Annotated in this window: 24 protein-coding genes; 11 read left to right on the forward strand and 13 right to left on the reverse strand. The window is 41.6% G+C overall.

What is annotated here, in order from left to right; all coding sequences use genetic code 11:
• Nucleotides 1-177 precede the first annotated feature (177 nt).
• On the forward strand, nt 178-420 hold the full coding sequence (locus IQ19_RS06300) for a hypothetical protein (protein ID WP_144541067.1): 243 nt from the start codon (nt 178-180) through the stop codon (nt 418-420).
• 59 nt (nt 421-479) lie between these two features.
• On the opposite strand, the gene IQ19_RS06305 is transcribed toward IQ19_RS06300, so the two are convergent.
• Complete coding sequence (locus IQ19_RS06305) at nt 480-929, reverse strand: YuzC family spore coat inner layer protein (RefSeq protein ID WP_242020915.1); 450 nt, start codon at nt 927-929, stop codon at nt 480-482.
• Nucleotides 930-1,177: 248 nt separating this feature from the next.
• On the opposite strand from IQ19_RS06305, the gene IQ19_RS06310 reads away from it, so the two are divergent.
• On the forward strand, nt 1,178-1,801 hold the full coding sequence (locus IQ19_RS06310) for a DedA family protein (protein ID WP_144541069.1): 624 nt from the start codon (nt 1,178-1,180) through the stop codon (nt 1,799-1,801).
• A 61-nt stretch (nt 1,802-1,862) separates the two neighbouring features.
• Here the strand turns inward: IQ19_RS06310 and IQ19_RS06315 are convergent, their stop codons facing one another.
• Nucleotides 1,863-2,045, reverse strand: coding sequence for an asparagine synthase (locus IQ19_RS06315; protein WP_144541071.1), 183 nt, complete (start codon nt 2,043-2,045; stop codon nt 1,863-1,865).
• Between the two features lie 105 nt (nt 2,046-2,150).
• Here IQ19_RS06315 and IQ19_RS06320 point away from each other — a divergent pair, with 105 nt between their 5' ends.
• Nucleotides 2,151-2,534 carry a hotdog fold thioesterase gene (locus IQ19_RS06320; RefSeq protein ID WP_144541073.1) on the forward strand — a complete coding sequence of 128 codons (384 nt, stop codon included), beginning with the start codon at nt 2,151-2,153 and terminating at the stop codon, nt 2,532-2,534.
• A 210-nt stretch (nt 2,535-2,744) separates the two neighbouring features.
• Here the strand turns inward: IQ19_RS06320 and mnhG are convergent, their stop codons facing one another.
• From mnhG to IQ19_RS06355, 7 genes are read right to left on the reverse strand one after another with little or no spacing between them, the layout of a single operon-like run.
• Nucleotides 2,745-3,113 carry a monovalent cation/H(+) antiporter subunit G gene (gene mnhG, locus IQ19_RS06325; RefSeq protein ID WP_144541075.1) on the reverse strand — a complete coding sequence of 123 codons (369 nt, stop codon included), beginning with the start codon at nt 3,111-3,113 and terminating at the stop codon, nt 2,745-2,747.
• Complete coding sequence (locus IQ19_RS06330) at nt 3,097-3,381, reverse strand: Na(+)/H(+) antiporter subunit F1 (protein ID WP_110064770.1); 285 nt, start codon at nt 3,379-3,381, stop codon at nt 3,097-3,099. The genes mnhG and IQ19_RS06330 overlap by 17 nt, the downstream gene beginning before the upstream one ends.
• Nucleotides 3,381-3,857: a Na+/H+ antiporter subunit E gene (locus IQ19_RS06335; RefSeq protein ID WP_110064771.1), complete on the reverse strand. Its 477-nt coding sequence runs from the start codon at nt 3,855-3,857 to the stop codon at nt 3,381-3,383. The genes IQ19_RS06330 and IQ19_RS06335 overlap by 1 nt, the downstream gene beginning before the upstream one ends.
• Before the next feature lie 2 nt (nt 3,858-3,859).
• Nucleotides 3,860-5,353 (reverse strand): Na+/H+ antiporter subunit D, encoded by a 1,494-nt coding sequence (locus IQ19_RS06340; protein ID WP_144541077.1) that lies wholly within the window; start codon nt 5,351-5,353, stop codon nt 3,860-3,862.
• Nucleotides 5,346-5,687, reverse strand: coding sequence for a Na(+)/H(+) antiporter subunit C (locus IQ19_RS06345; protein WP_110064773.1), 342 nt, complete (start codon nt 5,685-5,687; stop codon nt 5,346-5,348). The genes IQ19_RS06340 and IQ19_RS06345 overlap by 8 nt, the downstream gene beginning before the upstream one ends.
• Entirely contained in the window at nt 5,687-6,109 is a 423-nt protein-coding gene (locus IQ19_RS06350) for a Na(+)/H(+) antiporter subunit B (protein WP_026584030.1), read from the reverse strand. Before IQ19_RS06350 ends, IQ19_RS06345 begins: the two co-directional genes overlap by 1 nt.
• The gene (locus IQ19_RS06355; protein ID WP_144541079.1) at nt 6,096-8,501 is read right to left on the reverse strand and encodes a Na+/H+ antiporter subunit A; all 2,406 of its coding nucleotides are present in this window, start codon (nt 8,499-8,501) and stop codon (nt 6,096-6,098) included. Before IQ19_RS06355 ends, IQ19_RS06350 begins: the two co-directional genes overlap by 14 nt.
• A gap of 575 nt (nt 8,502-9,076) precedes the next feature.
• Between IQ19_RS06355 and IQ19_RS06360 the strand changes: the two genes are divergently transcribed.
• Nucleotides 9,077-9,295, forward strand: coding sequence for a hypothetical protein (locus tag IQ19_RS06360; RefSeq protein ID WP_144541081.1), 219 nt, complete (start codon nt 9,077-9,079; stop codon nt 9,293-9,295).
• 104 nt (nt 9,296-9,399) lie between these two features.
• Here the strand turns inward: IQ19_RS06360 and IQ19_RS06365 are convergent, their stop codons facing one another.
• Nucleotides 9,400-9,942 (reverse strand): hypothetical protein, encoded by a 543-nt coding sequence (locus IQ19_RS06365; protein WP_144541083.1) that lies wholly within the window; start codon nt 9,940-9,942, stop codon nt 9,400-9,402.
• 159 nt (nt 9,943-10,101) lie between these two features.
• On the opposite strand from IQ19_RS06365, the gene IQ19_RS06370 reads away from it, so the two are divergent.
• Nucleotides 10,102-10,659, forward strand: coding sequence for a DUF5366 family protein (locus tag IQ19_RS06370; RefSeq protein WP_144541085.1), 558 nt, complete (start codon nt 10,102-10,104; stop codon nt 10,657-10,659).
• 137 nt (nt 10,660-10,796) lie between these two features.
• On the opposite strand, the gene IQ19_RS06375 is transcribed toward IQ19_RS06370, so the two are convergent.
• Nucleotides 10,797-12,653, reverse strand: a complete 1,857-nt coding sequence (locus IQ19_RS06375; protein WP_144541087.1) for a transglycosylase domain-containing protein — start codon at nt 12,651-12,653, stop codon at nt 10,797-10,799.
• Nucleotides 12,654-12,870: 217 nt separating this feature from the next.
• On the opposite strand from IQ19_RS06375, the gene kapD reads away from it, so the two are divergent.
• Nucleotides 12,871-13,491, forward strand: a complete 621-nt coding sequence (gene kapD, locus IQ19_RS06380; protein ID WP_144541088.1) for a 3'-5' exonuclease KapD — start codon at nt 12,871-12,873, stop codon at nt 13,489-13,491.
• A gap of 39 nt (nt 13,492-13,530) precedes the next feature.
• Here the strand turns inward: kapD and kapB are convergent, their stop codons facing one another.
• Nucleotides 13,531-13,914, reverse strand: coding sequence for a kinase-associated lipoprotein KapB (gene kapB / locus IQ19_RS06385; RefSeq protein ID WP_144541090.1), 384 nt, complete (start codon nt 13,912-13,914; stop codon nt 13,531-13,533).
• A gap of 160 nt (nt 13,915-14,074) precedes the next feature.
• Between kapB and IQ19_RS06390 the strand changes: the two genes are divergently transcribed.
• The 5 genes from IQ19_RS06390 (at nt 14,075) to IQ19_RS06410 (ending at nt 17,340) form a co-directional block, all read left to right on the forward strand.
• Nucleotides 14,075-14,806, forward strand: coding sequence for a peptidylprolyl isomerase (locus tag IQ19_RS06390; protein WP_144541092.1), 732 nt, complete (start codon nt 14,075-14,077; stop codon nt 14,804-14,806).
• Between the two features lie 128 nt (nt 14,807-14,934).
• The gene (locus IQ19_RS06395; protein ID WP_144541094.1) at nt 14,935-15,144 is read left to right on the forward strand and encodes a hypothetical protein; all 210 of its coding nucleotides are present in this window, start codon (nt 14,935-14,937) and stop codon (nt 15,142-15,144) included.
• Nucleotides 15,145-15,279: 135 nt separating this feature from the next.
• Nucleotides 15,280-15,843, forward strand: coding sequence for a superoxide dismutase family protein (locus IQ19_RS06400; RefSeq protein WP_144541096.1), 564 nt, complete (start codon nt 15,280-15,282; stop codon nt 15,841-15,843).
• Between the two features lie 112 nt (nt 15,844-15,955).
• Complete coding sequence (locus tag IQ19_RS06405) at nt 15,956-16,330, forward strand: PH domain-containing protein (RefSeq protein WP_144541098.1); 375 nt, start codon at nt 15,956-15,958, stop codon at nt 16,328-16,330.
• A gap of 98 nt (nt 16,331-16,428) precedes the next feature.
• Entirely contained in the window at nt 16,429-17,340 is a 912-nt protein-coding gene (locus IQ19_RS06410; protein WP_144541100.1) for a nuclease-related domain-containing protein, read from the forward strand.
• A 607-nt stretch (nt 17,341-17,947) separates the two neighbouring features.
• Here IQ19_RS06410 and IQ19_RS06415 read toward each other — a convergent pair.
• Complete coding sequence (locus IQ19_RS06415) at nt 17,948-19,117, reverse strand: MalY/PatB family protein (RefSeq protein ID WP_144541102.1); 1,170 nt, start codon at nt 19,115-19,117, stop codon at nt 17,948-17,950.
• Nucleotides 19,118-19,181 lie beyond the last annotated feature (64 nt).

Here is a 19,181-nt window from a genome sequence, read left to right on the forward strand (position 1 = left end):
CTACCTCCTCGAGGTCACAAGCCAATCCCTCCAGAAAGGCAAAGAACGCCTTCCCGTGAGGCTCGTCTTGTGCTTGTCGAGGGTGGGCAAAGCGCTTGCTTTTCTTAATAGCCCACTCAAAATGCGGACATCTGCATATTAAATAGAGAAGGCATTGAAAACAAGGAGGTTACCCATATGTATCACTATAGAAGCCCTTATCACCGCGGGGGCGAAAGATTCTTTTTCGGAGGACCGTTTGTCGGCGGTCTGCTGGGAGGTTTTTTGGGAGGCGGATTAGGAGCAGCCTTATTTACTCCACGGCCATTCTATGGGCCCCCGGCCCCATTTTACGGTCCGTATGGCGGCGGATACTCGTATGGCGGCGGATACCCGGGCTACAGCCCTTATGGATACGGAGGAAATCCTTATTATCGATAATAGTTAAAGCTCTCTGGCCGGAGAGCTTTTTTATTTTATTCACAAAATTTCATCTTCCTCTACATCCACCGAAGCTTAAGTGTCAAATCACAGCATTTCACGTTATCTTCCTTCTCGGATTCGAAATGAAGGGTGAGACCATCTGGGGTATACGACACAGAAGGTACTCGGGAAATGCCTGTCGATTTGATCATCTTTTCAACTTCACTTATTTTGGACTGTTGGGCAGCTGACATCAGTTCATGCGAAAACTTCTTTGATTCCGCCATATTTACCAGCAAAGTGCTGGCATCCCTCATAAGCACTTCCATTTTTTTGGCCGAGCTCATGAACATCTCGGGATCAACCCCAGGAAATGTCCTGTAAAAATATACAGGATGGTAAGAGCCTTGATAATTTGCAGGATAATGCCAGCTGCCATGGGTTGGCGGATATTGTCCTGGTCTTGGATATCGAAAGTAATAATAGGGGTACATCCGGTTCTGCCCCTTTCTGTCATATATATTCATTGCATGCATTCCCAATATATGAAAAAATAGCTTTTCCTATGAAAGTCATTTTATGAAAAGTTGCGAAACCAAACTTCACTCTTTGTCCTCCGTCATAGAAAAAAGGCATTCGCATATGGTTGCTTTAGAAGGGCAAATTTTAAAAGGATTGATATAATAATTAAAGGGGTAATGGAAAGGAATGAAGAATATATAAGTGCGTGTTATGAAATCCGGAAACGCAATTAAAACAGGATAGGAGGCCCCATATGGAATTGGAATTCATTTTGGAAGTCATTGAAAATAACGGGTATTTGGGGCTGTTTCTATGGCTGTGGGTAGGCGTTTTTATTTTTCCTGTTCCCAATGAATTGATTGTCATGACGGTTGGCCTTTCTTCCTCTTTAAAATCGCTTCATCCGGCGCTTGCTTTTATCGTGATTTATTTCGGCATACTGGCTGCCCTTACAACTTGCTATACAATCGGCCGTTTTATCGGCAGGCCGCTTCTGCAATATTTCAAGAGAAGCAAAAGGTTTTCCAGGGCGATTGACTCTTCTTTAAAGCTAATGGAAAAGTATCATGCCTTTTCCCTCTCCTTCAGCTATTTTGTCCCAGGCATCCGAAACTTCCTTCCCTTTTTGTATGGCTTCAGTAAACTGCCTTATAAAAAATTCGCTCTTTTTGCATACAGTGGCGCTCTGTTATGGCTATCCCTTACTTTTACACTTGGATATGTATTTGGGGACCATATTGATACAATTATCAAACATGAAAAGGAATTATTGCTTGGACTAGCGGCTATAGCCGTGCTTATCATTGCTGTCCGCCTTGGCAGAAGAAAGCGCGGGAAAGAGCATGAAAAGCTTCATGATCAGGGCTTGGGATTATAGATTAAAAAAGGCAGCTGAGAAGCTGCCTTTTGTATTAAAAGGAAATTGGATTTCTCAGTGCCTAATACTGATTTCTGTGCTCAACAAGGTCGATGGCGCCAAGCACGATATGGGCAAGCCCAAAACCAACGATTGTGTTTGATACCGTTTTATTTGCTCTGCGGCGTTGATTCATTGCATAGCCTGCAGCAGTAACAGCGGTGCCGAGTACAGCAGGAATTAATCCTTCGCGAACACGATTCATGATGGTCACCTCTTTTATCATGATTGTCCAACAGGACATACCTATTTTGTTCTTATATAATGAATAATAGTATGACAACATTTTTCAGAAGGAAGGGATAGGGGAATGGATTTGAAAAATACATTGATCGAAACGCTTGGAATGGAAATACTGACTCTTGAAAAAGGCCGTGTGGTGGCTGCAATGCCTGTTGACGGACGGACCCGCCAGCCGTTTGGATTGCTGCATGGCGGGGCTTCCGTCGCTCTCGCTGAAACCGTTGCGAGCATTGGTGCCTACGAGCTTTGTGACAAGGAAACAGAATCAGTAGCCGGCCTTGAAATCAATGCCAACCATATCCGGGCTAAAAAGGACGGAACCGTGACAGCAGTCGCAACAGTCCTGCATCAGGGCCGGACAACCATGGTATGGGATATTAAAATTACGGATGAAGACGATAAGCTGATCTGTACCTCAAGATGTACAATGGCAGTTATTAAAAGAAAATAAAGCATTAATGAGAAGCTTGTTTCTGCTGAAACAGGCTTTTTTACGGGAAAGGGTTGTCGGACTGGCCAAATATAAGCCAAATTAGACCGGGGGCTTATCCCGAAACAGCAGGAAAGCATCCTTTAGTTTATGAATATGAAAGGAATCAGCGCTGTTTTATCAAAGCAATATAAAAAACCGCGAGAGTGCATCACTCCCGCGGTTTTTAAACTATTGATCTTTACTGGCTGACTTTTTCATATGCGGTGCATTTTTCAAATCATCCTGCACGCTTTTATCCCAGAGCTTGACGCCAGAATTATAAGCAGCACGGGCGATTAAATGCCCGGCAACAGGAGATGTCATGAAGATGAACACAATTCCGAGCAGCACTCTGGAATTGAAGAAGCCATCTTTAACATAAAAGAAGAGCAGCGTTCCAAGCAGAATGGACATGACACCCAAAGTAGCTGATTTTGAAGCCGCATGGTTTCTCGTGTAGATATCCGGAAGCCTAATGACGCCATATGCTGCGACAAGACTTAAAAAAGCTCCGATTATGATTAGCACAATGATGGCAATATTAGCGATCTCGTTCATTTTCTATAATAACCCCCTTCTCCAAATATTTAGAGAAGGCTACAGTCCCGATGAAAGCGAGAATTCCAATAAGAAGGATGACCTCCACAAACGCATTTGTATTCAGGGCGATTGAAATAAGAGCGACAATTGCCACCAGATTAATGCCGATTGCATCAAGGGCTACCACTCGGTCTGGAGTTGTAGGCCCTTTAATGACTCTGTAAATCAATCCTATGGTGGCGGCCGATATGATCAGAATGGCAATTAACACAACGGTATTCAGCATTATCGGCTCACCTCCATAATTGCTTTTTCAAACGTGTTTTTAATTGAATCAATAGTTTCCTTTGCATCATCGATATCGATCGCATGAATGTATAGAATTTTGTTATCAGGCGAAACGTCTACAACCAGTGTCCCCGGAGTCAGTGTAATCAGGTTGGAAAGTACCATGATTTCCCAATCCTCTTTCAGGACAGTAGGATAGGCAAAAATTCCTGGGCGCATATCAAGCTTTGGTTTTAACAATACTTTAAGCACGCCAATGTTAGCAAGGATAAGCTCCTTGATGAAAATAAACAAAAGATTGATCACTGCCACAACTCTTAAAAGATAAAAACGCGAATCGAAAAATCTTCTGAAAGTAAAGATGATGAGCAGGCCAAAAAGGTATCCTTTAAGGAACGCAACCGGTTCGTATGATCCTGTTAAAAACATCCACATAAATCCAAGGAACACATTTAATAATATTTGAAATGCCATACTCAATACTCCTTTAAAACTGCTTCAATATAGATATTTGGATTTGCAAGAGTTTCAGCAGCCTGTGAGATATACGGATAAACAAATTCAGAGCCGACTCCGTAAAGAACGGCAATGGCAACAAGGATAACAGGGGCAATCATCATTCTTCTTACAGGTACTGTGTCTTCCCCTTTATAAGCGCGGGGAGTTCCCCAGAATCCATTGATAAAAATCTTCATGATTGAAAATAGCACCAGAAGGCTGGACATTAAAACGATTCCTGCTCCCCAGTATTGCTCCGCTTCAAATCCGCCTTTCACAATGAGAAGCTTTCCAATGAAGCCGCTTAGCGGCGGGATTCCGGCCAGGGCAAGCGCTGCGATAAAGAAGGTCCAGCCTAAGCCTGGATAGCGTTTGATCAAACCGCTAATCTTATGCAAGTCACTCGTTCCTGCAATCGCTATAACGATTCCGGCAAGTAAAAATAAAGCTGCTTTAATAATCATATCATGGACCAAATAGAAGATGGACCCGGAAAGAGCATCCGGTGTCATTGCTGAAATACCAAAGAGGATCGCACCCACAGCCACAATAATATTGTAGATGATAATCTTTTTAACATCCCAGTAAGCAATCGCGCCAATTACACCGACGATAATCGACATAATCGCCAGAATGCTTAGGAGCTGATGGGTAAACCCGATATCATGGTAAAAGAACAATGTATAGGTCCTTGTGATTGAATACACGCCGACCTTTGTCAGCAAAGCTCCGAATAAAGCCAATATAGGAGCCGGCGGTGCGTAATACGAGCCTGGCATCCAGAAATATAAAGGGAAAATGGCCCCTTTTAATCCGAAAACGATCAAAAACAGAACGGCAATAACTGTTATAATTCCAGGTTGTGCAACCTGGCTAATTTCGCTGATACGAACAGAAATATGCGCCATATTAAGCGTGCCGACGACGGAATACAAATAGGCTACAGCTATAACAAATAAAGCGGAAGAAATTACATTCACTAGAATATATTTAATTGACTCCCTGAGCTGGGCTTTCTTCCCTCCCAAAACAAGCAAAACATAGGAGGCCATCAGCATAACTTCAAAAAAGACGAAGAGGTTGAAGATGTCACCGGTTGTGAAAGCACCGTTCACACCAACAATCAAAAAGTTGAATGCAGCATAATAATAAAACTTTTCCCGATCTTCTCCTATGCTCCAAAAGGAATAAATCAGGCATGCAAAAGCGACTATGCTCGTTGTCAGAACGAGAATGGCAGACATCATATCAGAAACAAGCGTAATGCCAAAGGGTGCCTCCCAGCTTGAAACATCTAAAGTCTGTATCCCGTCATTCCTCACCTTCTGAACCAATAAAGCTGAAACCATAATGGTAATCACTGATGAAAGGCCTGCTATCCACCTTTGCAGCATGATTCTTTTAGCAGCGAAGATTAGAAGGACACCGGTAATTAAAGGGATCAGGATGGGTAATATCAAAAAGTTAATCATTTCCCTCAGTTCCTCTCATTCGATCCATATTATCTGTGCCAAGCTCCTGGTAAGCACGGTATGCCAACACAAGGAAGAAGGCTGTAACCCCAAAGCTAATTACAATGGCAGTCAGGATGAGTGCTTGGGGAATTGGATCAGAATATGAGCTTGCGTGTTCGCCGAGCAGCGGGGCAGCTCCCCTTTTTAAACCGCCCATTGTTAAGATCAGCATATGTGCGCCATGGCTCAGAAGGCCAGTCCCGACGATAATGCGCAGCAAGCTTTTTGACAGCATTAGATACGTAGCTGACATAAATAAGATGCCAATAACAAAAGCCATTAATATTTCCATTATTCATCCTCCCCTATCGTTTGAATAATGGTCATCGTAACGCCAACAACAACCAGGAAAACACCCAGATCAAACAGTGTAGCCGTATGGAGTGAAGTATCTCCCAATACCGGCAATTCGACATGACCAAACGCATGGGTTAGGAAGGGAACGTTAAACAGCAATGCTCCCGCCCCTGTTCCGATTGAAAAAAGCAGCCCTACTGCAATCATATGAATATAATTGACAGGGAGAATTTTTGATACTGTTTTCATGTCAAAAGCCAATAACAGCAGAACGATTGCTCCGGATGTCAGCAAACCGCCAACGAAGCCTCCGCCTGGAGTATAGTGACCAGCAAAGAAGATATGGACAGAAAAAAGTACAATGATAAACAAAACAACCTTTGTTGCCGTCTGCAAAATAATGTCATTTGTTTTCATTTTTCTTTCCTCCTTCCAGGCGAAGCTTAATCATGGCAAAAATTCCAAGTGCCGCAATCCCGAGAACGGTAATTTCGAACATGGTATCAAAACCACGGAAATCAACAAGGATAACGTTGACCATGTTTTTCCCTGCGGCCTCTTTATACGTATTTTCTACATAGTATTGTGCAATCGAATCAAACATCTTATTGCTGTGTGCTGAAAGGGCAATCATGGTTACAACCGCACCAACTCCCACAGAAATAAGGGCGTTCGTCATTTTAAATCTGATTCGCTCTTCATGCCGCAGCTTTGGCAGATGGTAGAAGGCGAGCAGGAATAATGAAACTGAAATGGTTTCGATTACGAGCTGTGTCAGGGCAAGGTCAGGTGCACGGAAAATGACAAAGAAAAGCGAAACGGTATATCCAACTGCCCCCAACAAAATAATTGAAGTCATTCTTGATTTGACAAAAAGGATTGTAATAGAAGCAGCTGCAATCCCTAATGCCAGCAGGACTTCAGCGTAATGGATCGGTGCTACATTGCTCGTATCGAATTTAAATGCATCTTTAATAAATAATGTAGCTGCCAATGCCACAATGAAAAAGGTAAAAATATACACAAGATAGGTTCGGATAAACCCATTCATATATAATCTTGTCAAATTAAAGGAAGCTCGTTGTGAGACTTCAAGCATACCATCATAAAAACGATTTAAAGCAAGCTTCTCAGGGAACATATCATATACTTTTCTCCACTTGGGTAAAGTTGCAAAAAGCAATATTCCCACAGTAATGACACCCAAAGTCATAAACAGTTCCGGCGTAAAACCATGCCAGAAGTAGATATGGGCATCATACATATATCCTTCTGCAGGCGGCATAATGGATGCCTGTGCAGGAGAGATAAGAGTGTTTGAAATAATGTTAGGGAAGAAACCGATAATGATAACCAATGAAGCCAGCACAATAGGTGAAATCAGCATTCCCAGTGGAGCTTCATGCGGTTTCTTTTCCAATTTTTCAGGCTGGAATTTGCCTGTGAATGTTTTGAATACAAGCACCATGCTGTAGATGAACGTGAATACACTTGCCACCCAGGCAAGAACAGGGAATAGAACGCCCCATGTATCCAAATTGAAAATGTCCATTTCCAGAACACGGACCATTCCGGTAAAGAACATTTCTTTACTTAAGAATCCGTTGAAAGGCGGAAGTCCCGCCATTGCGAATGTGCCAATGATAGCCAAAGTAAAGGTAATCGGCATAAAATTCATTAATCCGCCAAGCTTGCGGATGTCGCGGGTGCCGGTTTCATGGTCGACAATTCCTGCTACCATGAAAAGACTGCCCTTAAAGGTCGCATGATTAATCAGATGAAATACAGCAGCTGTTGTAGCAACTGTAAAATAACTGTCCTCTACTGTTTCAAAGTGAAGAGCGGCAGCGCCAATTCCGAGAAGGGACATAATCATGCCCAGCTGGCTGACAGTTGAAAAAGCAAGAATGGCTTTAAGATCCGTCTGTTTGACCGCCGAGAAGGAGCCCCAGAATAGCGTTACAATACCAAACCCGGCTACAAGCCACAGCCAAAGCGAATGCTCGGCAAATACCGGGCTCATTCTTGCTACTAAATAAATACCGGCTTTAACCATAGTTGCCGAGTGCAGGTAAGCACTGACAGGCGTTGGTGCTTCCATGGCATCAGGAAGCCAGATATGAAAAGGAAACTGTGCCGACTTTGTAAATGCACCAAGCAAGATGCAAAGCAAAGCAGGAACAAATAATGGATTCGTAAAAATTTCATTTGATTGTGCAATGATTTCCGTAATGCTGAAGGTCCCAGTCATCAGATATAAGAGAATAATCCCCGCAAGCATGGAAAGACCGCCGAAAACCGTTATGATCATCGATTTTTGTGCCCCGTAACGCGATTTTTCTCTGTGATACCAATATCCGATTAACAGGAAGGAAGAAAAACTGGTAAATTCCCAGAAAGTATAAAGCACGAGCAAATTATCCGATAGAACAACTCCCAGCATCGCTCCCATGAAAAGAAGCAAATAAACATAGAAGGTATTCAGCTGTTCCTTGTTTTTATCTAAATAATAAATGGAATAAAGAACAACTAAGGCTCCAATTCCGGTAATCAGCAAAGAAAACAGCAAACCAAGCCCATCTACCTTTGCCGTAAAATCGATTCCGAGTGATGGAATCCATGAGAAAGATTTTGTTACTGATTGCTGATTAGAGGTGATGGATAAGTAAGAGATAAAATAACTGAATAAAAGGATTGGCAGAGGAAGAATAAACCAACCCGTATGTATTTGCCTAAAGAGCTTGTACGCAAATGGCACAAGTATGGCAAGTAAAAATGGTGAAATTATTGCCAGGTGAAGCAAAGACAAAATATTACCCCCTTTAATATGTATGTAATTTTCAGCAGCATGGCCATTGTTTTTAGGTATAATCTTAAAGTCCCTTTTCCTTAAATAGGAAAATTTTCTTACCATCTGGAATCAAGCTTCGTATAGATAGAAAGAATGTATTTTTCCTAATCAGAATGAATAAACTCCCCCTCATTTATCTCCTAAATCTAATTGTAAAAACCTTCACATTGCTCTCCGAAAATGAAGCGCTTTATAAAAAGTTTTTCCTTCTTGCGTAATAATATCCAATCCCATATGGCAGTGCGCCTTGTTTTGCACGCCAGATTGAGATCCTCAAATCATCAATAGGACCCGCTCATGCACCTAGAACAAATTATAACCTAAAATAAAAGACTCTGCATTCATCAAACCCTTATCATTACAGGTCTTATTCCTTCTTTATTAAATAGGTAGAAACACGAATCCATCAGGAAAATTTTTTTCAAAATAATTTTTAAAAAAAGAAAAATGGCGACAGTTTCAAAAAGAGCTGCACCCTCTAATGAATAAAAAATGCATTTATTATACACACTACTCTTAGGGTGGTGTTGTGTATGATCAAACATAAAGTCTCAGCAGCCATTTCCATCTTTGTCCTGCTTTTCGCAGGAGCCTGGATACTCGACCATCATTCAAAAAGGGAATTTTATGTTCCTGGAGATGAAGAAGTGGTCGAGATGATACCGGCAAATTACGAAATGGAAGCCGGGGGCAAACAAAGGCTGAAGGTATTTGAATCAAGGGAATATGTGAGAATTCAGACAGCGTCATAAAAAAAGCGGAAGCGCCTTGTTCAAACCCGAGGGGCTGAACAAGGTGCTGGAGATAGACAATAATAAAGAGGATGAGTTTCCTCATCCTCTTGACTGCTGTACGATTAATATTTGCTCCGGCCGCGATTATGAAAAATCATAATGAAAAGCGGAACGGTTATGATGAACGAAAGGAAGAACAAAAATAATAACTTAGATAATGGCGACATTTTTTTCTCGAGATCATCTACATACATATCAAAGAATTCGCGAATGGAATCGTTGCCTAAAACATTTGTAGCCGTAAGGAATTCTTCATTGTCAAAGTCATAATAGTAAAAGTCTTTTTTCTTAAAGATAAATAAATCATCTCTTTTTTGTTCTAATTCCAAAAATACAACTCCGATATGTGAGGAGTATTCCTCGATCACTTCTTCATTTTCAGAGGTGGAGGGATCATCCGGTGTAACAATTTTTGTAACTTCCCCCTGCATGCCGTATGCATCAATGACAGTAAAAGAGTTCTCATTATAATAGTGAACAGTCTTGCGCAGCTGTTTTTCAAGCTCTTCCTCATACCCTTTTTCTACTTCTGCAGCTCCAGCCGGATTTAAAAACAGAACCGATAATAAGAAAACAGATATAAAAAAAGAAAACGTTCGTTTCATTCATTCTCCCCCTTTTCTTTATCTATATAATTGCTAGAATATGGTTTATATCTATGCCGGGAAAGACTGAAATATACAGAACGTACCAGCTATTGTAAAAAATATGAAAATCGATGATAATAGATAGCTAGAATAAAGAGTAATTTGGATGGGGAAGAAATGAAAAATACATATATAACGAGTTATTTTCCGCTTTTGGCGATTATTTTGTTTAGTACTTCTCTAGCTATCAAAACTCAGATGGAATTGGTTATCTTTTTGAAGAAATCAGGGATTTATCAGGGAATGCTGGAGTTTTTCTCAGAAGGCGGCGTAAAGCTTGCACTGACTGTCCTTCTATTGGTTATGTATTTTATGATTTTTGCAGCCTTAAAACTGGTAGCTGATACGATTAATGGACTTTCGCTGCTGTTTTTTTCGAAGGATTTAGAAGGGGAGAGCCTGGCTAAGGTCCGCCATGGTTCAGCTTTTTATTTTATCGGAGGAGCTCTATCGCTTCTTAGCTTGTTCAGCTATACAGGTATTGCAATCATCTTCGCGGCTGGGACTCTTATTTACTTCATTTTTTTTGTGTATAAGGCAAGTGCATCGCTAACATTTGTGGGCTTGACCGGCGTAATCTTCTTTCAGGTCATTCTCTGGTCCTCCATGCTGACCGGGGTATTCTATCTTTCTATTAAAATTTACAACAGCATCATGGCAAGCCTGCCGATATAAAAAGGAGGGAGTCCCCAGGGCACCCTCCTTTTACTGCTTATCAACGAAATTTTGAATAGATCAACGAAAAAATTCACTATATCAACGAAAAAACAAAAATATTAACGAAACACCCTTTATTATCAGCCAAACGGCTTTTACTCCGACATGATATCCTGCCAAATCAGCAGCTGGGGAGCCTGCGATTGGATAGACGCGAGGGTGCCGGGATTGTCTTTTCCAACCCAGACACCGGCTGTATACTGGCCAGTTAAGCCAATGAACCAATAATCTTTATAGCCGTTGGTGGTTCCTGTTTTGCCGCCCGCATATCCATTGGGCAGGCTGGCTTTTCGTGCAGTTCCGGATTGAACCGTTTTCGCCATTAATTGCCGGAGCTTATTTGTTGTCTTACTGCTCCATATCTGAACAAAAGGGTCATCCCAGCTATAGAGGAGCTCGCCTTCCAGATTGGTCACTTTTCGTATCGTTCTTGCCGGCCGGTAGTATCCTTCATTTGCAAATACAGAATAGGCCGAGGTGAGTTCAAGCGGTGTCATTCCGTACGAGAAGCCGCCGACAGCTGCAGATAAAACATGGTCTTTTTTTGTAACCATTTTAAAACCAAACTGGGATAAATCCTTGAATCCAATTTCAATCCCGATAGAATCCAGAAGCCTTACAGCGGTTGTATTATAGGAATGGATAAAGGCTCTCTCCAAAGACACCATTCCATAGCGGGCCCCGCCATAGTTCTGAGGGCAGTAGCCGTCTTTGCAAAAAGTTCCGGCATCTACTTGATCCTGAAGAGAAGCGTTCGTCCGTTCGATATATGGCGCATAAACGAGCAGCGGTTTAATGGCAGACCCCGGCTGCCTGTAGGCCTGGAACGCTCTGTTAAAATCGTATTTTTTATAATTCTTTCCCCCGGCAATAGCTGCAATCTCATGGCTGGCGTTGTCAATTACAGCTGCTGCACCTTCAACATCCTTGTAGGGCAGCCGCTTTTCGAGTGAACTTTTTGCTTTTTCCTGGAGAGCGGGGTTCAAGGCTGTTTCAATTATAATACCCTGCCCCATTAAGCTAGCAATTCTTTCATCGAGCTGTGCATTCAATTCTGCCTTCTTTTGATCATCCGCAAAGGAGAGCTTTTTATGATAGCCTTCTTTTTTGGAAATCAATTCCCTTAATTCTGCTTCAACATACGTTACATAGTCCGGATATAGGTCAATCCTTTGCTTCATCTGTAGGCTGATAGATTCACTTTTTATCGTTTCAGCGTTCTCCTTGCTAAGGAGCTTTTCTTCTTTTAATTGGTCAATCAGTCTTTCCTGCCTCTTCTTTGTCCTGCCAAAATGCTTAACTGGATCGTAAAAGGAAGGATTATTGGGAATCGCAGCGAGAAATGCAAGCTGCGATTTAGACAATTCCTCAGTCCTTTTTTGAAAATAAAGCCTGGATGCAGCTTCAATTCCATAAGCGCCATTTTGGAAATAAATCGCGTTGATATACAATTCCAGAATTTCCTTTTTTGAAAATTTCCTCTCCAGTTCATAGGCATATAAAATCTCGCTGAGCTTGCGGTTGTAGGACTGTTCATGATTCAAAAATACATTTCGCGCAAGCTGCTGGGTAATCGTGCTGGCACCTTGTTCAATATCATCAGATTGGATATTGATCGCCAAGGCTCGGCCGATGGCAGCAATGTCAAATCCGGCATGATCATAAAAATGCCGGTCTTCTGCAGTGATGAATAAATCCTTAAGGAAGGCAGAAATGTTATCCGAAGACAAGTACACCCTGTTCACTGGCTGATGGATTTCTGAGATGACCTGTCCATTGCCTGCTTTTATATAGCTTGTCTGCGGCAAATGAACTTCTTTTATTTGCAGGTTTTCATCCAGCACCTCATGAAAGCCTTGCACCTTTTGGATTTCCGAGGAAGTGGCAAACACAAGTATGACAAAAATGGGCAGCAATAAAAGTATGATAAAAGAGCCTGTCCATGTACGCAAATACCCATAACACCGCCTTTTTGCAGTTTTAAAAGTCCTATCCTATTTTTCGGCTTTTTCCTCGAGGAGTTAAGTGTTTTTGCTGTTGTCTGTGAAACCGGGGACAGCCTGCTAAAAAATCAGGGATGAAAACGAAATTACACAGAAAATTGAAATATTTCGTGCTATAATATAAGAAATTATGTGCGTTAATTTTAAAATGAAAGCAGGTGAAAGCGTGGGGGAGGAGCACCAATACTTATTTATTGATTTTGAGTTTACAATGCCTGAAAAGGGCGGTGCATTTAGAGGGTTTTATCCGGAAATTATTGAAGCTGGAATCGTGTCTGTTATCAACAGCCAAATTTGTGAAGAGTTTTCTTCCTATGTAACTCCTGTCCGTTTTCCAAATTTGTCCGAGCGATGCAAGTCTTTTTTGCATATTTCACAGGAACAGGTGGACGAGGGAATCACTTTTCTTGAGCTCGTTGAAAAAATGAAGGATATGAACCAAAGTCGGCCTTGCACAATCATTACATGGGGCAATATGGATATGAGGGTCTTAAGGAATAACTGCAATCAGGCGGGGACAGCCTTTCCATTCAGAGGCAAAGAAATTGATTTGTCGATGGAATATAAGCGATTTTTCGGAGATCAAAACCAAACAGGATTGTGGAAAGCCGTCCAGGAATACGGCAAAGAAGGAACTGGAAAACATCACCGCGCATTGGATGATGCATTGACTACTTACAATATTTTCAGATTGGTAGAAAAGGATAAAAAGTATCTTCAAAAACCGGAGCCTACGACGATCGGAGACCGGGTCGATTTTTCCAAGCTTTTTAATAAATTTGCTTAACAAGCCAAATCCAACAAAACGATTTGGCTTGTTTTCATTTTACTTGAAATAGTCCTTTTCCAAGGATTCAATATTGTTCAGGCTTTGTTCAGCCCATGCGGATGAATCCTCCGTCAACTCTGTCTTCATTTTATCAAGTGCCTTTTTAAGAGAATCTTTATATTCAGGTATTTCCTCTTCAAAGGGTTTGACCATTTGTTTTGGCACATTGGTTTGCTCCCTGTATGCCAGTGCGCGCCGTTCGTGGAAAAGCATAACGTCTGCCTCTTTCGGGTTATGTAAATCGCCTTGCATTGGATGCTTTAAGACCGCCAATACTCTCACCAGGTAATGCTGAGGGCGGATATTCGTTACTTCCCCGATATACTTGCCTGTTTTATAAATGGCTGTTACTTTGTCGCCGATATTGATTTCTGCTGCCATAGTAATCTCTCCTTTCCAGTCTTCTTTAGCCCTATTATGACTCACATGATTGAAAAAACAAAGTGCAAATTTTCAATAAATCAGGTAAGCTAAAAAATAGCAGAATTTTGATTTGCCTTATGAAGAGGGAATCAACATAGCACATAGGAGGAATGAATGTATGAAATGGCGTATTTTTGCTCCGCTTCTTACCTTAATGCTAATCCTGGCAGCATGCGGGACAAGCACTGAAAAGGAGACGGACAATGCGAACGGTTCCGAAAAAGAAGAAACCAAAACTGAAAACCAGGCTAGTGAAACTCCGGATAGCTTTCCGCAATTGACAGAAGAGGTCCAAGACAATGAAAGACTGGTTGAAATGCAGACATCCAAAGGCAATATTAAAATCAAGCTCTTCCCTGAGCAGGCTCCAAAAACAGTCGAAAACTTCATTAAACATAGCGAAGATGGCTATTATGACGGTTTGATCTTCCACCGTGTCATTCAAGACTTTATGATTCAGGGCGGCGACCCACAGGGAACCGGCATGGGCGGAGAGAGTATTTATGGACAAGCTTTTGAAGACGAATTCTCCAATCAGCTCTTTAATATCCGCGGAGCGCTATCCATGGCCAACTCCGGCCCGAATACAAATGGAAGCCAATTCTTTATCGTGCAAAACACAACAGTGGACCCAAGCTTGAAGGAGCAAATGGAAAAGGCCGGCTATCCGGAAGAAATCATTAAAGCCTATGAAAAAGGCGGCACACCATGGCTTGACCACAAGCATACCGTTTTTGGCCAGGTCGTTGAAGGAATGGACGTTGTCGACAGCATTGCAGCAGTTGAAACAGCGGAGCAGGACAAGCCTGTTGAAGATGTGGTGATTGAAAAGATTGAGGTATTGAAGTAATTACTAAAGATTATAAGTGCGGGCAATCAGCCTGACATTTGAACAACCGCTAAAAAAATGGACAGTATTTTCATAGCTGATATAATAAACCATTGAACCACTGCTTTTAGCAGAAAGGATAGAATATTATGTTACAATGGTACGTACTGTCGCTGTTTCTATATTTTCCGGAAGATAAATCAGAATACGGCCCTGCAGCCGTTACTTTTGCCATCTTTTTAGTTGCGGCCATCCTGACAATGAGATTAATCATCCGCGTATCAAAGCGCGAGGCTGCCAAGGCAAAGGAACTTGAGGAACGCCTCAACAGGCAAAATAGGCAGGAAGAGAACAGCTGAGAAGCTGTTCTTTTTTTGTCAGGAGCCAAAATGAAAGCGACAAACAGTGGCTTCCATTTTCTTTTTATCCTCCTGTTTATCAAAAAAATGATTGGGCAACACTAAAGACAAAATGTCTTGATGGAGGATTCAATCATGAGAAAAGTTTGGATGCTTGTTTTTGTTTTGTTTCTGGTGGGTTGTGCAGAAGAAAACATTACAAATACGGAAGTGGAAATGTTTAATGCTGTGGGAGATTCTTTAGGAACCATCAAGGTGGAGGAACAGTCAAGCGGGGTTATGTTGAGCCTCGATTTAAACGGCTTGCCACCGGGGGAGCATGCTATTCATATTCATGAAGAAGCCAAATGCGAGCCGCCCGACTTTAAATCTGCTGGGAACCATTTTAATCCTGACAACAAAGAACATGGGCTCCTGCATCCAAAAGGCGCCCATGCCGGTGACCTGCCCAATTTAATTGTTGAGGATGACGGCAAAGTGAAGGTGGATTTAATGGCCCCGCAAGTCACATTAAAAGAAGGCAAAACCTCTTTGCTGACTAAGGAAGGAACTTCAGTTGTCATCCATGATGGAATGGATGACGGAATGACGCCGCCAGCAGGAGATTCCGGAGAGCGCATCGCTTGCGGCAGGATCTCGAAGGATAAAGATGAAAAAGGCCAGAAAAACGCTCAGGATGACCAATCAACTGAAGGATAAAATGAAGAGTGGCTTCCCGGTAAAGGGGGCTGCTTTTTCTTAATTAGAAAGCTGGGAAAATTCTGGCTTAACCCTTATAATGAAATTAAACCTTTTAAAGGAGATTGTTTATATGGGGATTTTTGATGGGTTTATTGGTAATGCTTCTGAAGCGAAAATTGAAGAGGTTCAGGAGGAATTTGAAGCAGTACTTGCTCCGAGCGAACAGGTGGAAAAAGCTTATCGGCTGGTCCGGGATTTATTCATTTTTACAAACAAGCGCCTTATCCTTGTTGATAAACAAGGGATAACAGGGAAGAAAGTAGAATACCACTCCATCCCTTATAAAAGCATTACCCACTTTAGCATTGAAACCGCAGGCAGCTTCGACCTTGAAGCCGAACTGAAGATTTGGATCTCGGGGGCTGAAGAACCGATTGAAAAGCAATTTAACAAAAGCCTAAATATATACGAAGTACAAAGCGTTCTTGCTGATTATGTACTGTAATATCACCCTTTACTGGCAGCCGGTAAGGGGTTTTATTTTACTTGTGAAAATAGTAATTTTTCATAGAATGGATTTATCTTAAGTAAGGGAAGTGGAATATGATCATTAAACCCCGTTTTGAACCGGAAGAATTGAATTTGCTCCGCTATTTATATCGCCGTTTGGAATTATCGGTGAAAGATGAAAACCACTATCTAAATTTGGAAAAAGGTTTTGCCGGCGAACTGCAGTTTGACAGGCTGATGCAAGAGGTTCCAGATGATTGGATGATCCTTAATGACCTATTGCTGGAAAGCAGCAACACTCTTTTTCAAATTGATACTATGCTAATAGCGGGTGCAACCATCTATATTTTTGAAGTCAAAAATTACGAAGGTGATTTTTATATTGAAAATGAACACTGGTATACCACCTCGAAAACCGAAATTAAAAATCCCCTGCTCCAGCTGCATAGAAGTGAAACACTGCTGAGAGGACTCCTCAAGGAATTAGGCTTCAACCTCCCCATAAAACCATACCTTGTTTTCGTAAACCCCGGTTTTCAACTCTACCAAGCTCCCTTGAACCTGCCCGCCGTTTTCCCTACCCAACTAAACCGTTTTATAGAAAAATTAAAGAGTACGCCTGCAGCATCAAAAGCAAGATATGCCAAGCTGGCAGAACAGTTAATCTTTCGTTGTTTGAAGGAGAACCCTTTTTTAAGAGTTCCCGAATATTCATATGAGCAGTTGAGAGAAGGAATCCTTTGCACAACCTGTACATCATTTCTAACTCCATTTAGCCAGGGCATTTTAATATGCAACGAATGTGGCTGCAAAGAAGAAAGTGACTCCGCAGTCCTTAGGAGTGTTGAGGAATTTAAAACCCTTTTCCCGGAAATGAAGATTACAACAAACGGTATTTATGAATGGTGCAGCATAATTAGTTCTACTAAAGTAATACAAAGGATCCTTTCGAGGAATTATGAGAAAAAAGGAAGAGGCAAATCTTCTTTTTATGTTAGTCAGTAGGTCATTAATTTTAGTAAAAATACAGGTATAGAAGTTTTGTTGTTAATCTTTATAATTAACGACGAAACTATGGACAGTAAGTGGAAAATGGTAGTTAATCTATGTGATTAACGATGAAACTGAGCGATTGTAACGAATATGGTAGTTAATCTATGTAATTAACGACGAAAATGAGGCATTGTAACGAATATGGTAGATAATCCTGTTGATTAACGACGAAACTATGGACAGTAAGTGGAAAATGGTAGTTAATCTATGTGATTAACGACGAAACTATGGATAGTAAGCGGAAAAAGGTAGTTAATCTATGTGATTAACGACGAAAATGAGCGATTGTAACGAATATGGTAGTTAATCTATGTAATTAACGACGAAACTCGAGGCATTGTAACGAATATGGTAGATAATCTTTATGATTAACGATGAATCTGAAGGCAGTAAGCGAAAAATGGTAGTTAATCCATGTGATTAACGACAAATCTTATTAAGGAAATCTGTTATTGTAGTTAAATTATTTAATGGCACTGTTTCATCTCATAATGATAACAGGTTTAAGCCCAAGCAAAAAGAATAAGAGCACGGAACCCCATCCGTGCTCAATCCCTACTCATCCAAACGCTCTCTTCAGTCTTTCTAGTCCATCCACCAAGACCTCATGCGGGCAGGCGATGTTCATGCGGACGAAGCCTTCGCCGCCGGGGCCGTATTTTGGTCCGGGTTCCAGGGCGAGTTTACCCTTTTCCAGCAGTTGCTTTCTAAGCTCATTATCATTCATTTCAAGCCCGCGGCAGTCAAGCCACAATAAATAAGTGCCATCAGGCTCGATTATGTTAATGCCGGACAATTCCTCTTTTATAAACTGCGCTGCTGTCTTTTTATTTTCCTCCAGATAGTCCATTAATCCATCAAGCCATTCTTCCCCATGACGATAAGCTGCTTCCATGCCAAGGATTCCGAAGGCGGAAAGGGTGAAAAATCCTTGTTTGCCTTGTTCTTCCTGGAAGGCTTTCCGCAGCTGATCATTGCTGATGACTGCAGCGGAAGCCTGTATTCCTGCAAGGTTCCATGTTTTTGTTGGCGCAATGCAGGTGATGGTAATATCGGCGAAACGCTGATCAAGAGAAGCAATTGGTATATGCTTGTTCCCTTTGAAAATTAGATCGGAGTGGATTTCATCCGAGAGGATAATACAATCGTATTTCACACACAGCTCTCCGATTTTTCGCAGCTCTTCCTCAGTCCACATTCTGCCTCCGGGGTTATGCGGGTTGCACAACAGGAATAATTTCACGCCTTCCTTAAGCTTGCTTTCAAAATCCTCAAAATCGATTTGATAGCGGCTATTTTCGAGCTTCAGCTGGGAATTAACAACTGTTCGCCCATTTTTTTTGATCATCTCGAAAAAGGGTGTATATACCGGAGACTGCAGCATCACTTTATCATCTTTTTCGGTAAAAGCCTGGATGGCTGTTGCAATGGATGGAACAACTCCGGTGCTATACAGGGTCGAAACTTTGTCAACTTTCCAGCCATGCCGGTTATTCAACCACTGAACAATTGCTTCAGCAGTAGAATCAGGTGCGTATGTATATCCGAAGATGCCATGATCCATTCTTTCCTCAAGTGCTTTCTTTACTTCTTCAGGAGGCTGAAAATCCATATCCGCCACCCACATTGGCAAAACATCTGTAGTGCCAAAAATCGCCTTGGTCATATCCCATTTAACAGAAGCTGTATTTTCCCGGTTGATTTTTTGATGAAAATTAAATTGATTCAATACTGTCACCGCCTTTATGATTCTTTTATGTATCCTGACTCTATGATATGATATTGATACTAAA

Source organism: Cytobacillus oceanisediminis, assembly GCF_007830235.1.
GTDB lineage: Bacteria > Bacillota > Bacilli > Bacillales > Cytobacillaceae > Cytobacillus > Cytobacillus oceanisediminis.